General features: G+C 67.3%; 15 protein-coding genes and 1 tRNA gene. 9 read left to right on the top strand and 7 right to left on the bottom strand.

The window, feature by feature from the left end; genetic code table 11:
* Nucleotides 1-21: 21 nt before the first annotated feature.
* Entirely contained in the window at nucleotides 22-348 is a 327-nt protein-coding gene (locus tag QRT08_RS09590; RefSeq protein WP_286045725.1) for a hypothetical protein, read from the bottom strand.
* Between the two features lie 460 nt (nucleotides 349-808).
* Here QRT08_RS09590 and QRT08_RS09595 point away from each other — a divergent pair, with 460 nt between their 5' ends.
* From QRT08_RS09595 to QRT08_RS09615, 5 genes are all read left to right on the top strand, one after another.
* Nucleotides 809-982 (top strand): DUF1059 domain-containing protein, encoded by a 174-nt coding sequence (locus QRT08_RS09595; RefSeq protein WP_286045726.1) that lies wholly within the window; start codon nucleotides 809-811, stop codon nucleotides 980-982.
* Between the two features lie 93 nt (nucleotides 983-1,075).
* A complete protein-coding gene (locus QRT08_RS09600) occupies nucleotides 1,076-1,900 on the top strand; it encodes a helix-turn-helix transcriptional regulator (RefSeq protein WP_286045727.1) in 825 nt (274 codons plus the stop codon).
* A 217-nt stretch (nucleotides 1,901-2,117) separates the two neighbouring features.
* Nucleotides 2,118-2,723, top strand: coding sequence for an OsmC family protein (locus tag QRT08_RS09605; RefSeq protein ID WP_286045728.1), 606 nt, complete (start codon nucleotides 2,118-2,120; stop codon nucleotides 2,721-2,723).
* An 11-nt stretch (nucleotides 2,724-2,734) separates the two neighbouring features.
* A complete protein-coding gene (locus tag QRT08_RS09610) occupies nucleotides 2,735-3,502 on the top strand; it encodes a methyltransferase domain-containing protein (protein WP_286045729.1) in 768 nt (255 codons plus the stop codon).
* Nucleotides 3,503-3,504: 2 nt separating this feature from the next.
* Nucleotides 3,505-4,008 (top strand): hypothetical protein, encoded by a 504-nt coding sequence (locus QRT08_RS09615; RefSeq protein WP_286045730.1) that lies wholly within the window; start codon nucleotides 3,505-3,507, stop codon nucleotides 4,006-4,008.
* 143 nt (nucleotides 4,009-4,151) lie between these two features.
* Here QRT08_RS09615 and QRT08_RS09620 read toward each other — a convergent pair whose 3' ends face one another.
* From QRT08_RS09620 to QRT08_RS09630, 3 genes are all read right to left on the bottom strand, one after another.
* On the bottom strand, nucleotides 4,152-4,637 hold the full coding sequence (locus QRT08_RS09620; RefSeq protein ID WP_286045731.1) for an HTH domain-containing protein: 486 nt from the start codon (nucleotides 4,635-4,637) through the stop codon (nucleotides 4,152-4,154).
* Nucleotides 4,634-4,882: a TrmB family transcriptional regulator gene (locus QRT08_RS09625; protein WP_286045732.1), complete on the bottom strand. Its 249-nt coding sequence runs from the start codon at nucleotides 4,880-4,882 to the stop codon at nucleotides 4,634-4,636. The genes QRT08_RS09620 and QRT08_RS09625 overlap by 4 nt, the downstream gene beginning before the upstream one ends.
* A 434-nt stretch (nucleotides 4,883-5,316) precedes the next feature.
* Nucleotides 5,317-5,462: transfer RNA gene (locus QRT08_RS09630), tRNA-Met, on the bottom strand.
* A gap of 93 nt (nucleotides 5,463-5,555) precedes the next feature.
* Here QRT08_RS09630 and QRT08_RS09635 point away from each other — a divergent pair.
* Nucleotides 5,556-6,434: a DUF7115 domain-containing protein gene (locus tag QRT08_RS09635; RefSeq protein ID WP_286045733.1), complete on the top strand. Its 879-nt coding sequence runs from the start codon at nucleotides 5,556-5,558 to the stop codon at nucleotides 6,432-6,434.
* Here QRT08_RS09635 and QRT08_RS09640 read toward each other — a convergent pair.
* Together QRT08_RS09640 and QRT08_RS18655 are read right to left on the bottom strand one after the other, a co-directional pair.
* Nucleotides 6,418-6,771, bottom strand: coding sequence for a DUF5830 family protein (locus QRT08_RS09640; protein ID WP_286045734.1), 354 nt, complete (start codon nucleotides 6,769-6,771; stop codon nucleotides 6,418-6,420). The genes QRT08_RS09635 and QRT08_RS09640 overlap by 17 nt on opposite strands.
* A 128-nt stretch (nucleotides 6,772-6,899) precedes the next feature.
* Entirely contained in the window at nucleotides 6,900-7,019 is a 120-nt protein-coding gene (locus QRT08_RS18655; protein ID WP_303650282.1) for an HVO_2523 family zinc finger protein, read from the bottom strand.
* A 121-nt stretch (nucleotides 7,020-7,140) separates the two neighbouring features.
* Here QRT08_RS18655 and QRT08_RS09645 point away from each other — a divergent pair, with 121 nt between their 5' ends.
* Nucleotides 7,141-7,455 carry a hypothetical protein gene (locus QRT08_RS09645; protein ID WP_286045735.1) on the top strand — a complete coding sequence of 105 codons (315 nt, stop codon included), beginning with the start codon at nucleotides 7,141-7,143 and terminating at the stop codon, nucleotides 7,453-7,455.
* Nucleotides 7,456-7,478: 23 nt separating this feature from the next.
* Here QRT08_RS09645 and ilvA read toward each other — a convergent pair whose 3' ends face one another.
* A complete protein-coding gene (gene ilvA, locus QRT08_RS09650) occupies nucleotides 7,479-8,738 on the bottom strand; it encodes a threonine ammonia-lyase (RefSeq protein WP_286045736.1) in 1,260 nt (419 codons plus the stop codon).
* 207 nt (nucleotides 8,739-8,945) lie between these two features.
* Between ilvA and QRT08_RS09655 the strand changes: the two genes are divergently transcribed.
* Both QRT08_RS09655 and QRT08_RS09660 read left to right on the top strand, forming a co-directional pair.
* Nucleotides 8,946-10,319 (top strand): aspartate aminotransferase family protein, encoded by a 1,374-nt coding sequence (locus tag QRT08_RS09655; RefSeq protein WP_286045737.1) that lies wholly within the window; start codon nucleotides 8,946-8,948, stop codon nucleotides 10,317-10,319.
* A gap of 195 nt (nucleotides 10,320-10,514) precedes the next feature.
* On the top strand, nucleotides 10,515-12,143 hold the full coding sequence (locus QRT08_RS09660; protein ID WP_286045738.1) for a BCCT family transporter: 1,629 nt from the start codon (nucleotides 10,515-10,517) through the stop codon (nucleotides 12,141-12,143).
* The last annotated feature ends 8 nt before the right edge of the window (nucleotides 12,144-12,151 follow it).

Raw genomic sequence — 12,151 nt, forward strand, 5'->3', positions numbered from 1 at the left:
TCGCCCGACCGCGGGATCGGATCACTGGATCCGCCACCGGCGACACCGGATCGAGCCGTCCTCGACGGCCAGCAACTCGCCGGCGTGCTCCTCCGGGAGGTCGTGGTCCTCGATGTAGCGGGCGGTCTCGGCGAGGACCGCTCGTGGGTCGTCCCGATTCGAGAGGTTTCCGAGCGCGTCGACGAACACGGCTCCCTCGCGCTCGACCCGATAGCCGAGTCGCCACCCGTCCCGACCCGTGTGCTCGCCGAACAGGGTCGGGCCGCCGTCCCGGCCGAGTTCGATCCGGTCGGTTTCCGTTCGCTTCCACCTCCACTCGCCCGGTGTCGTCGGCGCCTCGGCGATCATGTCCGTTCGTTCTCCCTCCGTGAGCCTCGGTGTTCCCCCTGCGACTGCCAGTCCACTATCAGCCGTCGAACACGCCCCTCTCGCCGCTCGCCGCGGCCGTCGCGTCCGTTCCGGAACGGGGCGGACCGCCCGGCTTACTTCTCCGATGAAACACAATATTTTTATTCTAGTCGAATACATAATATTATGGAGGCGAACGATGATCCCCACACAGACGATGACGACGTTGGTCCCGCTGGTCGCCGGGTTGATGCTCGCGGAAGTCGCCGCGTCGTGGTATCTCAGGCTTCGCAGGCGACGGCTCTGGTGAGCGTCTCGCGGTGGCTGGCGGGATTCGACGGGGGTCGCGTGCGATTAGTGACCCTCCGTCACGGGTTGCACGGGCGGCAGTGGCTGCCGGAACGGCACCAGATAGCTATCTAATCCCCGTGCCCGTATCCTCGCGGGGAGGAGATACGTCATGGCACAAGCTCATCGACTCGACTGTGAGAGGGAAGCCGCCGATTGTCGGTTCATCGTCCAGTCGGAAAACGAGGGGGAAGCGCTGGAGTTGGCCAGAAACCACATGCGGGACGTCCACGGGCGGGACTACACGGACGACGAACTCCGAGACGAACACCTGGAGATCGTGTAGTCGCCCGCGTGATCCGCTCCCTTTTGCCGTCCGCTACGCGCCGCGCGTTCCACGCGAGCGAATAGTTATAGCACCACCGTGAGTACTTCTACCATGAGTCGAAACAGCACGACCCCGAGCGCGACAGGGTCACCGATCGACGATATCGCGTATCTCGCGCGGTCGGACCACCGTGTTCCGATGCTCGTCGCGCTGACGGTCCGCCCCCGGAGTCGGGCCGAGCTCTGGGAGATGACCGGGGTTTCCTCGTCGACGATCCGACGGACGCTGCGCGAGTTCGAGGACCGCCGCTGGATCCGCAGGAACGGCTATCAGTACGAGGCGACGCGGCTGGGCGCGTACGCCGCCTCCGCGATGGCGAACCTGATCGAGCGGCTCGAAACCGAACGGAAGCTCCGGGACGTCTGGCACTGGCTTCCGGGCGAGGACAGCGGCTTCACGATCGATATGTGTGCCGACGCGGTCGTGACCGTCGCCGACGCCGACGACCCGTACCGGCCGGTGAGCCGCTTTGCCTCCTTGCTCGAAGGGACCGACCGGTTTCGGTTCGTCGGGTTCGACGTGGCCCTGTTCGAGCCGTGTAAGGAGGAGCTCTGTCGGCGGGTCACCGACGGCATGCGGACGGAGATCATCGATCCGCCACGCGTCGCGAACTACATCCGCTCGACCTGTCCGGAGCTCTTCTCCGAGACCCTGGCGAGCGGCAACCTCACGGTCCGGTTGCACGACGAGTTACCACCCTACGGCGTCGGCCTCTTCGATCGTCGAATCGCGATCAGCGGCTACGACCCCGACGGCGTGACGGTCCGGGTGCTGATCGATACCGACGACCCGGGGGCGCGGGAGTGGGCGAACTCGGTGTACGAGTCGTACCGACGCACGACGCCGACGATCCCGCTGGAGACGATCGTGGAGTGACCGGCGCCACGGACGGGGCCACAAACACATCGTACCGACGGCGAGGGGGTGGCGACCCGCTCCGCCGAAGCGACGCCCCGCACGGCGGGGGCGCTCGCCCCCAGGTGATGACCGCTTTCCATCGTCTGCACGGACGGCAGCGGCTGCCGGCTCGGCACCAGATAGCTACCTAACCCTCGTACTCGTAGCGTCTCCCGCCGGGAGGCGAAACGAAATCATGACGAACGATCAGCAAGTCACACACGGGGTGGACACCGAGAAGTTCGGGGGGTTCGCGGACTACGCGGCCGAAAACCCCGACGAGGTACAGCTCGGGCTCGGGGCCCGCTCGACCTACGAGGGGACGTGCGCCCACAGCCTGGCGAAAGTGGACAGCTACGAACTCGGCGGGGAGACGATCGCCCGCGAGACGCGCGAGTACACGATCCCCTACGGGGCCTGGAAGGAAGTGCTGGACGCGGGCGGCTGGGTCGGCCCGACCGACCGGCTGGAGCCGATCGAGGCCGCGCTCTCCGCGCTCGCCTCGTGCATCAACGTCGGCATCACCATCAACGCCGTCGCGAACGGCGTGGACGTCGAGCATCTCCAGACCCGCGTCCGGGCCGATTTCGATCCGAGGGTCCTCTTCAGCCTAGAGGACCTCGACGAGGCCGACGGCGTCTACGGGAACATGACCGCCGAGATCGAGATCGAGGGCGAGGGCCTCGACGAGGACCTCGTCGACGAGTGGGCCCGTCGGGCGCCGGTCTACACGCTCGTCTCGCTCGCACAGGACCTCGAACTCACGGTCAACGCCCCCGCAGAGGTGCGGGCCGACGACTGAGGTGATGGAGTATGGCGAACTCACTCGACGTAGAGCGGCTCGAACGGGCGGTCAAGAACGTCTATCGCGACGTCGCGGAGGCGCCGACCGAGGAGTATCACTTCGAGATGGGCCGACCGCTGGCCGAACGCCTCGGCTACCCGTCCGAGGACCTCGACCGGATCCCCGGGGCCGCCCTGGAGTCGTTCGCGGGCGTGGGATACCACTTCGACCTCGCCGCCATCGAGGAGGGCGAGGACGTGCTCGACCTGGGCAGCGGATCGGGCACGGACGCCTTCGTCGCGGCGCTCCACGTCGGCGAGGCCGGGAGCGTCACCGGGCTGGACATGACCGACGAACAGCTCCGGAAGGCCCGAGGACTGCGAGACGAGGCGGGGCTGGACGCCGTCTCCTTCGAGAAGGGCTACATCGAGGATCTCCCGTTCGAGGACGGGTCGTTCGACGTCGTGATCTCGAACGGCGTCATCAACCTCTCCGCCGAGAAAAGACGGGTGTTCGAGGAGGCGAACCGGGTCCTCGTCTCGGGGGGACGGCTCGCGCTCTCGGACATCATCAGCGAGAAACGGATGCCCGAGTCCATCAAGACCGACGCGGACCTCTGGGCGGCCTGTATCGGCGGGGCCGAACAGATCGACCGCTATACGACGATGGTCGAGACCGCCGGGTTCGAGGTGCTGGACGTCCGGGAGAACACCAAGTACGAGTTCGTCTCCGATCAGGCGGCGAACGCGTGTCGGAAGTACGGCGTGAAGAGCGTCTCGCTCGGCGCTCGGAAGTGACCATGGGAGCAACGAAACGACCGACTGCAGGCGAACAGGTAGAACAGCTCGAACTCGATACGAAGCTGCGAAACGGATCGTTGCTGATGGCGCTCGCGGGCGTCGCGTTCGTCGGCTACGGGATCGTCTTCCTGGTCCTGAACTTCGTGGGCGGCGGCTTCGAACTCGGGGTCAGCCACCTCGATGGACTGACCCCGGCGGAGTTGAATCCCACCGTCGCGTACTACATCAGCCACCTGCACGTCGCCACGGCGGCGTTCATCGTCTCCACGGGGATCGCGGTCACCGCGCTCTCCTGGTACGGCGTCCGCCAACGGCTGCGGTGGGCGTGGGCCACCGCCGTCGTGGTCGCGGTCGTCGGTCTGGCGATCGCCCTGCCGATGCACTACACCGGCGGGTTCGCCCACGACTGGGTGACGCACCTCGGCCCGATCTACCTGGCGACGGTCGTGTTCGTCGTCGGGGTCGTGCTCGCTCACCAGGGGATGCGATCCGCTTCGGAGTGACGCGGATCCGATCCCACGCGACCGCGTTTTCGGATCCATCCGACGGTCTCTGGAGTGACAAAAAGCGTCGTTGCGAGAAGTGTACCGGAGGCGAGACGCGATATCGACCCCTCGACCGACTCGGTCATCCCCGGCGACGCGCCTCACGAAAGGGAAGCCACCGCTTCCCGGTCTGACTCATCTCGAGCGGCCAGCGATTCGAGCACCTCGATCCCGTCGTGGATCGTATGCACCTCCTCACCGTCCACGTGAGGATAGACCGCTCGGAGGGTCTCGCCGTCGTAGATGGCGAGACAGAGCAACGGCAAAACGACGTCCCCACCCCGTGTCCCCCCGTCGTCGCTTCCCGACCCCGCACCACGTCGATCGAGGGCCGGACGGAGCGTACAGCCGTGGTCGTTCGCCCATTGCTCGAACTCGGCGACCGTTTCGCGCGTTCCGGTCGGATCCCGATCGGCCGGCGACCAGCCCCCCATCGAGGGCCCCCAGACGTCGATATCGAGTTCGGCGACCGATTCGGTCTCGCCGAGCGTCTGGAGGCGATCGATGACCCTCGACTGGACCGGGTTGATCCCGCCGGGTCCCAACGTGCGAAACCGCAGGGTCACACGGGCGTCGTTCGTCGTCATCGGTCGTCCTCGTGACTGGCCGGCTCTCGACAGCGGTACGTGACCCCCGACCGTTCGACGAGATCGGTCGTCGTAAGCGTCTTCAACAGGGGGTAGAGCGTGATTCTCTTCAGTCCGAGGGCCGCCTGGAGTTCGTCGATCGTCGCTTCCCCCTCGATCCGGAGCGAGAGGTAGACGAGTTTCACACCGGCGGAGTCGAGCGCGTCGGGGATCTCGACCCTCGCTCGCTGATGGTGATAGTTCATCAACAGGTGGTCCGCCATCGATTCCGGTAAGCGCTCCACTTCGTCATCTATCGTCTTTATATCCCTCCCCGTATCGGTCGGGCGCCACCCCGGCCAACAGCCGCCGCCCCCGTCACGGGCGAGGAGCCTCTGTAGACCACGAGTACCTCCGAGACGTCGCCGACGCGAGGACGGGCTTCGGTCGCGACACGTCCATCCTCGTCGGCAGCGGCGTCGGGGATCGCGTCACCCGGTCCGTGGCGCGGGTCGTCGGTGCTCGTGGCCGGACCCAGGTCCGACGCTACGCCGAACGGCGTCGGCCCACCAGTCACGTCGGCGACGACGGCCGAAACGGATGTCCGTCGGTTCGCGTGCTCGTCGGACCGCAAAGCGCCGCGAACGCCGTGAACGGGACTCGTCACTCACCGGCGTTCGTGACTCGCGTAGAAAGCCAGTGCCCGGGGAGGGCTCCGAACCCTCGATCTCCGCATGACCCAGATTCGAGCCGTGGCACGGCGCGGGCATGGGAGGCTTCCAAGGCAGCCGCCTCGACTCCGAAACCCTATGAGTGCGGCGCTATGTCCAGCTAAGCCACCCGGGCGCGTCCGTCGGTTGTCGGCTTGCGACCTTTAAGGTTCTCATCTCGGCCCGCCCCCGCCGGAATAGTTATTAATTCTGAGAGTAATTCGACCGTATGTCACCGCCCGAGCTCGTCCAGTCGGTCCTCGACGGGGAGTCGGTCGTCGCGCACGTCGGGCTTCGCGACGACGACGCGCTGTTCGTCTCGCCCACGCGAACCCTCCTGTACCGTTCCCAGAGCCTCCTCAGCGACGAGGCGGTCGACGAGTTCCCCCACTCCGCGGAGCGCCTCTCGCTCTCGTCGGGCCGCCGGAAGACGGCGATCGAACTCGACTACGGGCTCGACGGCACCCGGAAACTCACGGTGCCGAACGACCGCCTCGACGCCGTTCTCCACCCGGTACTCGCGGGGGTGCTGTCCGCGGCGGGCGTGATCGACCCCGACGAGACGGTCCACGAACCGTTTCGATTCAGCGAACTCACGCTCGTCGTCACCGACGACCGCCTGATCAAACACGTGGGTCGGGCGGTCTGGGACGAGGAGTTCGAGCAGTTCCGGTTCGCCGACGTGGAGGGGTTCGCTACCGAGGAGGGCCGGGTCACGACGGGGTTCGTCCTCACCGTCTCGGGGCGGGCCGAACGGCTCAAGGTCCCCAACGAGCGCGCCCGTGCCGTCCGCGAGCGCCTCGAAAGCGCCCTGCTGGCCCATCACGGGGTCGAGACGCTCGCGGACCTCCCCGCTCCCGACGAGTCCGAGGAACGGGACGCTCCCGACGCCGAAACCGACGACGCGGCGTTCTCGGGGTCGATCGAGGGGGCGGACGCTTCCCGAGGGGCCGTCTCGCTCCACGAACTCGGGGAGGGAGGGGACGACCCGTCGACGCTCGCACGCCTCGACGCGCTCGGCGACGCCATCGACGCCCAACAGGACCTCCTCGACCGCCAGCGCCGCGAACTCGACCGCCTGCGCGAGGCGATCACTCCCGACCGGTGACCTTCCGGATACACGACGAGCCGAAGGGCCCGAGTTCGCCCGACTCGAACCGGATGAAGTGGCCCGTCGAGAGGCCGGCCCCGCAGCGCCGACAGGTGAAATCCCCCTCCTTCGTGACGACCTCGCTCTCGAAACGGACGAACGCACCGCTCTGCGGGCGGATCAGGCCGTCCTCGCGGGCGATGATCCCGCGCTTTTCGGCGGTGTCGAGAATCTCGCGGGTGAGGTGCGGGTCGGTCGTGACCGTCTCGATCCGGTCGACCGCCTCCGAGAGCGAGAGGGACTCCTCCTCGCACTTCTCGAGGAGTTCACAGCCCACCTCGACCGGGTCGCTCATCACCACCAGTATCGAGGCGGGCCACAAAGCACTTCTCACACGGCGCGGCGCTCGATCGGGACGGATCGCGCTATCGTGGCGACCGGCTGCCCGTATCGGTGCTAGAGGGATGCCAGCGAGCGACGGCCTCAGTAGAATGTATCGGAGCAGTCGTAGACGACGCCGTGGTTCGGACAGACGTACTTGCAGTGGCGGCGGTACATCGACGCTCCGCAGAGCGGACAGGGACGGCCGGCGGTCTCGGCCATACCGGCGGAACGGCATCCGACGTGCTAAGCGTTGTGGCGGGAGTTCGGTTGGAGTTCGGAAAACCGCTATAGCCCTGTGCGCCCTACGTACGGGTGTTCAGCCGACACCGGCGAACCCCTGATGACCACCGACGACCGTATCACGGCGGCGACCAGACTGCTCGAAACGTACGTCCGCGAGCGCCCCCTCCCCCCGGAGACCGAGGCGGCGATACAGGAGGCGATCGAACTGCTCTCGGGAATCGAACCGCCAGCCGAACCCGAACGGCCGACCGAACCGCCCGTGGACCCGCTCGTCTCGGCGCTCGGCTCCGATACCGGGCTCCCGGGGCCGTTCGCGCCGGACGACGTGGTGCTGTTCAACCCCCGGACGGTCGAGACGGAGTGGATCGCCGCGGCCGCTGGCGCCGTCGTCTCGCTGGATGCACACCGATAAGCCGCCGGTGTGCGCCCCGACGGCTACGATTCCGTCCCGTCGTCGCTCGCGTCGGTACGGCGGCCGCGTCCGGTCACCGAGACGCCCTCGATACGCCCGACCGCCTCGATCGCCTCCTCGAGGTGGTCGGGGCCGGTCCCCTCGATATCGAGTTCGAGCGGGCGGCGGTTCGGGTCGCCTCCCCAACGGCGGCGACCCCTGCGGACGTCGGCAAGGCCCGCCCCGTGTTCGTCGAGTCGGTCCGTGATCGCCGAGATCCGCGAGAGGTCCGAGAGCGCCAGATACACGGTCGTGTAGCGGCCGAGTTCGATCAGCCCCTGTCGGACGAGGTCGGCGTGATCGGTGAGGTCGACGTTCCCCCCCGAGATCACGACCCCGACGTGTTCGTCCTCGGCGTCGGCCGCCGACAGCAGGGCGGCCAGCGGTGCGGCCCCCGCCGGTTCGACGACCGCCTTCGCCCGTTCGGCCAGCAGCGCCACCGCGGCCGCGATCTCCCCGTCCGAGACCGTCACCACACCGTCGACCCGCCCGCGCATCGTCTCGAACGTCGTTTCGAGGAGTCGGGTATCGGCGATCCCGTCGGCGACGGTGTCGACCGACTCGCGCTCGTGGATCTCGCCCTTCGCGAGCGAGCGCCCCGCGTGGGCCGCGCCCTCGGGCTGGACGCCGATCACCCTGATCTCGGGGTCCTCGGCCTTCAGCGCGGTCGCGATCCCGCCGATCAGCCCGCCCCCGCCGATCGCCACCAGAACGGTATCGAGTTCGGGGTACTGTTCGAGCAGTTCGAGTCCGACCGTCCCCTGCCCGGCGATGACCCGCTCGTCGTCGAACGGGTGGACGAACTCCAGTCCCTCGCTCTCGGCCAGATCGAGCGCGTGTTCGTACGAGCGCTCGTAGATCGCGCCCTCGACGACCACCTCCGCGCCGTAGCCCCGCGTGGCCGCGATCTTCGCCGCGGGCGTGATCTCGGGGACGACGATCGTCGTCTCGACCCCCAGCAACTGCCCGGCGAGCGCCACCCCCTGGGCGTGGTTGCCCGCGCTCGCCGCGATCACGCCCCGTTCGCGCTGTTCCTCGGATAGCTGGGCCATGCAGTTGTACGCTCCACGGATCTTGAACGAACCCGTCCGCTGGACGTTCTCGAGTTTGAGTCCGACCGAGCGCGCCCCGCTCATCCCCGCGAACGTCGTCGATCGGTCCAGCGGCGTTCGATGCACTACCTCCCCGAGGCGCTCGCGGGCCGCCTCGACGTCCCCGACCGACACCGGGGGAGCGCTCGTCATCGTCCACCCCGCTCGCCGCCCGTGCTGGCTGTCGACATACGGGATGCATGCGTCGCCCGCCACTTAACTGCACACAGTGACCGTTGACCTCGGATACGATTCTCCCGATGTATCCGGCATGGCGGCGGGTCGAGGATCGAATTCCGTGTACGATGATTTCGGTAATCGTTGATAAGCTATTTAGGGGTGGTCGCCATGGGGTGGCACATGGCAGGACCACCGATCGAGGAGCTCCACTTCGACGACGCGCCCGACGTCGGGGAGGTGCCGGGCCCCGAGTCGCGGCGGCTGGTCGAGAGACAGCGCGAGATCGACAGCAGCGCCGTCGCCTACCCCAACGACATGCCGCTGGCCTTCGAGGAGGGACGCGGGGCGACGCTGCGGGACGCCGACGGCAACACCTTCATCGATCTCTTTGCAGGTATCGGCGTGCTCAACGTCGGCCACGCGAACCCATACGTGATGGAGGCGGTCCACGAGCAGGCCGACAAGCTCGTTCATACGGTGGACTTCCCCACCGAAGCGCGCCTCGAACTCATCGAGACGCTCGACGAGATCGCGCCGGGCGAACTCGCGGGCGACAACCGGGTGATCTTCGGCGGGCCGACCGGCAGCGACGCGATCGAGGCCGCGATCAAGCTCGCGAAGTACAACACGGGCGGTACCGGCCTGATCGCCTTCCGGGGGGCGTACCACGGCCCGACCAGCGGCCCGATGAGCCTCACCTCGAACAAGAAGTTCAAGGGCCACTACACGCCGCTGCTGCCCGACGTCGTCCACGCGCCGTATCCCTACCCGCTTCGGCAGGGCAAAAGCGAGGACGACGCCGTGAAGGACGCCTTGGAGGAGGTGCGCGCGATCGTCGAGGACCCCTACGGCGGGCTCGCGAACCCCGCGGGGATCTTCGCCGAGCCGATCCAGGGCGAGGGCGGGGTCGTCGTCCCGCCGGAGGGCTTCCTCGAGGGGCTCCGGGAGATCGCCGACGACAACGCCCTTCCCCTGGTGTTCGACGAGATTCAATCAGGATTGGGGCGTTCGGGCGAGTGGTTCGCCTGCGAGCACTACGACGTCACGCCCGATGCGATGACGATGGCGAAGGCCCTCGGCGGCGCGGGCTTCCCCCTCTCGGCGACGATGTACCGCGAGGAACTCGACACGTGGGGTCCCGGCGACCACGCCGGTACCTATCGGGGCCACGTCGTCGCGATGCGCGCGGGCACGAGGGCCATCGAGTACATCCAGGCCCACGACCTGCTGGCCCACGCTCGCGAACTGGGCGACTATCTCCGCGGGCGACTCCGTGAGGCCGGCGAGGACAACGAACTGTTGGCAGAGGTCCGCGGAAAGGGCCTGTTCATCGGCGCGGAGTTCGCGAGCGCGGACGGCGAGCCCGCCGACGACGCCGTCGACGCGATCCAGCAGTACTGCTACGAACACGGCGTGCTCGTCTGGACCGCGGGCCGACACGGCAGCGTTCTCAGGCTGCTACCGCCGCTCGTGCTCACCCGCGACCTCGCGGAAACCGCGATGGACGTGGTCTGTGAGGCGATCGAACACGCGACCCCCGCGCAGTCGGCCTGACGCTCGACGCCCTTTTTTTCTATCTATTTCTTGCCCTAGTATACGCAATACGTGTATGCTATCTACAGTAATCGGAATCGTTATAACGGTCCTTCACGATTGTGGTCGGTGGGTGACAACACACATCATGAGACGAAATAGGTGCCGGGAGACGCGGGGAATCGACGCTCGCCACGGCGTCGGGGGGTACTGATCGTGTCGAACGCGGACGACTCGGGTGCGATCGGGCGATTCCGCGAGGAACTCGACGTCCCCGTCTTCCTCTTCGGGGCGGGGCTGACGGTCGGGGTCATCGCCCTGTACTTCATCAGCCCGAGCACCGTCGTCAACGGCATTTCGGCCCTCAACAGCGCGATGCTCTCCTATCTGAACTGGGCGCTGCTCGTTATCGTCTTCCTGATCGTCCTCTTCCTGATCTTCCTGATCCTCGGCCCGTGGGGCAAGATCAAGTTCGGCGACGACCCGCCCGAGTACAGCTTCCTCTCGTTCTTCTCGATGCTCTACTCGGCGGGCTTCGCCGCGGGCGTCGTCTTCTGGGGGCCGACGGAGGCGCTGTTCTACTACGCCGAGCCCTCGCCGCTGTTCGACGTCTCGGGGGGATCGGCCGAGGCGATGACGATCGCCATCCAGCAGACGCTCTTCCACTGGGCGCTGCCCCAACTCGCGGTGTTCACGATCATGGGCATCGCCATCGGCTACTTCGCGTACAACTACGAGAACGTCCCTCTGCGGGTGTCTTCGGCGCTCACGCCGATCCTCGGGAGGGACAACCTGGACGGGCCGGCCGCGAAGGCCATCGACGTCCTCGCGGTGTTCGCAACCATCGGCGGCGTGGCGACGTCGCTGGGGTTCATCGGCAGCCAGTTCATCAGCGGGCTGAACTTCCAGTGGGGGATCGACCTCGGCAACACCGGCATCCTGCTGGTGGTGACGATGATGACGCTCCTGTTCACGATCTCGATGGTGCTCGGCGTCGACAAGGGGATCCGGCGGCTCTCGAACTTCAACATGATCCTCTTCGTCGTCCTCATGGTCGCGACGTTCCTCATCGGCCCGTCGGTGTTTCTCGTCCTGCTGGGGACGCAGGCGTTCGGCGGGATGGTCACCGACTTCGTTTCGATGAGCCTCTTCACCGGCGCGGGCGTCGAGGGCGGCACCGAGTGGGCCAACGCGTGGACCGTCTTCTACTGGGCGTGGGCGCTCTCGTGGTCGCCCTTCGCCGGCCTCTTCATCGCGCGGATCTCCCGCGGTCGGACGGTTCGGGAGGTCGCGTTCACGGGCATCGCCGCGACCTCCGCGGCGACCATCCCGTGGTTCACGTTCGTCGGCGGCACGGCCGTCTGGGCCCAGCACAACGGCGTCGCCGACTTCGGCGCGGTGATCGCGGGCGAGGCCGGTCCGGAGGTCTCCGGGTTCATCCTGTTCGACGCGTTCCCGCTCGGGACCGTCTTCATGGTCGCGTTCATGATCCTCGTGACGACGTTCTTCATCACCTCCGCGGACTCCTCGACGCTCGCCGTCTCGATGATGACCACCGGCGGCAAGGCCAGCCCCTCGAACATCAACCGGATCTTCTGGGGCGTGGTGTTGGGAATGACCGCGGCGATCCTCATGATCCTCGGCGGGATCGAGGCGCTCCAGTCGGCGGCGATCATCACGGGCGCACCGTTCGCGTTCGTCTGCTTCCTCGCCCTGCTCGGCCTCGCGAAGCACTTCAGCGCGACCCACGGCCGCGTGATCCTGCAGGACGGCGCGTGGATCGTCGGCTCGCGCCCCGAGCGCTCCGCGCCACAGGACGCACCACCCGCGGCCGACGACGACTGAACGCCTGC

It is taken from the genome of Halalkalicoccus sp. NIPERK01, from assembly GCF_030287405.1.
Lineage (GTDB): Archaea > Halobacteriota > Halobacteria > Halobacteriales > Halalkalicoccaceae > Halalkalicoccus.

What these genes read in the sequence shown, in the direction of transcription:
- QRT08_RS09590 (WP_286045725.1), bottom strand. Translation starts at nt 348, where the DNA reads ATGATCGCCGAGGCGCCGACGACACCGGGCGAGTGGAGGTGGAAGCGA.
- QRT08_RS09595 (WP_286045726.1), top strand. Translation starts at nt 809, where the DNA reads ATGGCACAAGCTCATCGACTCGACTGTGAGAGGGAAGCCGCCGATTGT.
- QRT08_RS09600 (WP_286045727.1), top strand. Translation starts at nt 1,076, where the DNA reads ATGAGTCGAAACAGCACGACCCCGAGCGCGACAGGGTCACCGATCGAC.
- QRT08_RS09605 (WP_286045728.1), top strand. Translation starts at nt 2,118, where the DNA reads ATGACGAACGATCAGCAAGTCACACACGGGGTGGACACCGAGAAGTTC.
- QRT08_RS09610 (WP_286045729.1), top strand. Translation starts at nt 2,735, where the DNA reads ATGGCGAACTCACTCGACGTAGAGCGGCTCGAACGGGCGGTCAAGAAC.
- QRT08_RS09615 (WP_286045730.1), top strand. Translation starts at nt 3,505, where the DNA reads ATGGGAGCAACGAAACGACCGACTGCAGGCGAACAGGTAGAACAGCTC.
- QRT08_RS09620 (WP_286045731.1), bottom strand. Translation starts at nt 4,637, where the DNA reads ATGACGACGAACGACGCCCGTGTGACCCTGCGGTTTCGCACGTTGGGA.
- QRT08_RS09625 (WP_286045732.1), bottom strand. Translation starts at nt 4,882, where the DNA reads ATGAACTATCACCATCAGCGAGCGAGGGTCGAGATCCCCGACGCGCTC.
- QRT08_RS09635 (WP_286045733.1), top strand. Translation starts at nt 5,556, where the DNA reads ATGTCACCGCCCGAGCTCGTCCAGTCGGTCCTCGACGGGGAGTCGGTC.
- QRT08_RS09640 (WP_286045734.1), bottom strand. Translation starts at nt 6,771, where the DNA reads ATGAGCGACCCGGTCGAGGTGGGCTGTGAACTCCTCGAGAAGTGCGAG.
- QRT08_RS18655 (WP_303650282.1), bottom strand. Translation starts at nt 7,019, where the DNA reads ATGGCCGAGACCGCCGGCCGTCCCTGTCCGCTCTGCGGAGCGTCGATG.
- QRT08_RS09645 (WP_286045735.1), top strand. Translation starts at nt 7,141, where the DNA reads ATGACCACCGACGACCGTATCACGGCGGCGACCAGACTGCTCGAAACG.
- ilvA (WP_286045736.1), bottom strand. Translation starts at nt 8,738, where the DNA reads ATGACGAGCGCTCCCCCGGTGTCGGTCGGGGACGTCGAGGCGGCCCGC.
- QRT08_RS09655 (WP_286045737.1), top strand. Translation starts at nt 8,946, where the DNA reads ATGGCAGGACCACCGATCGAGGAGCTCCACTTCGACGACGCGCCCGAC.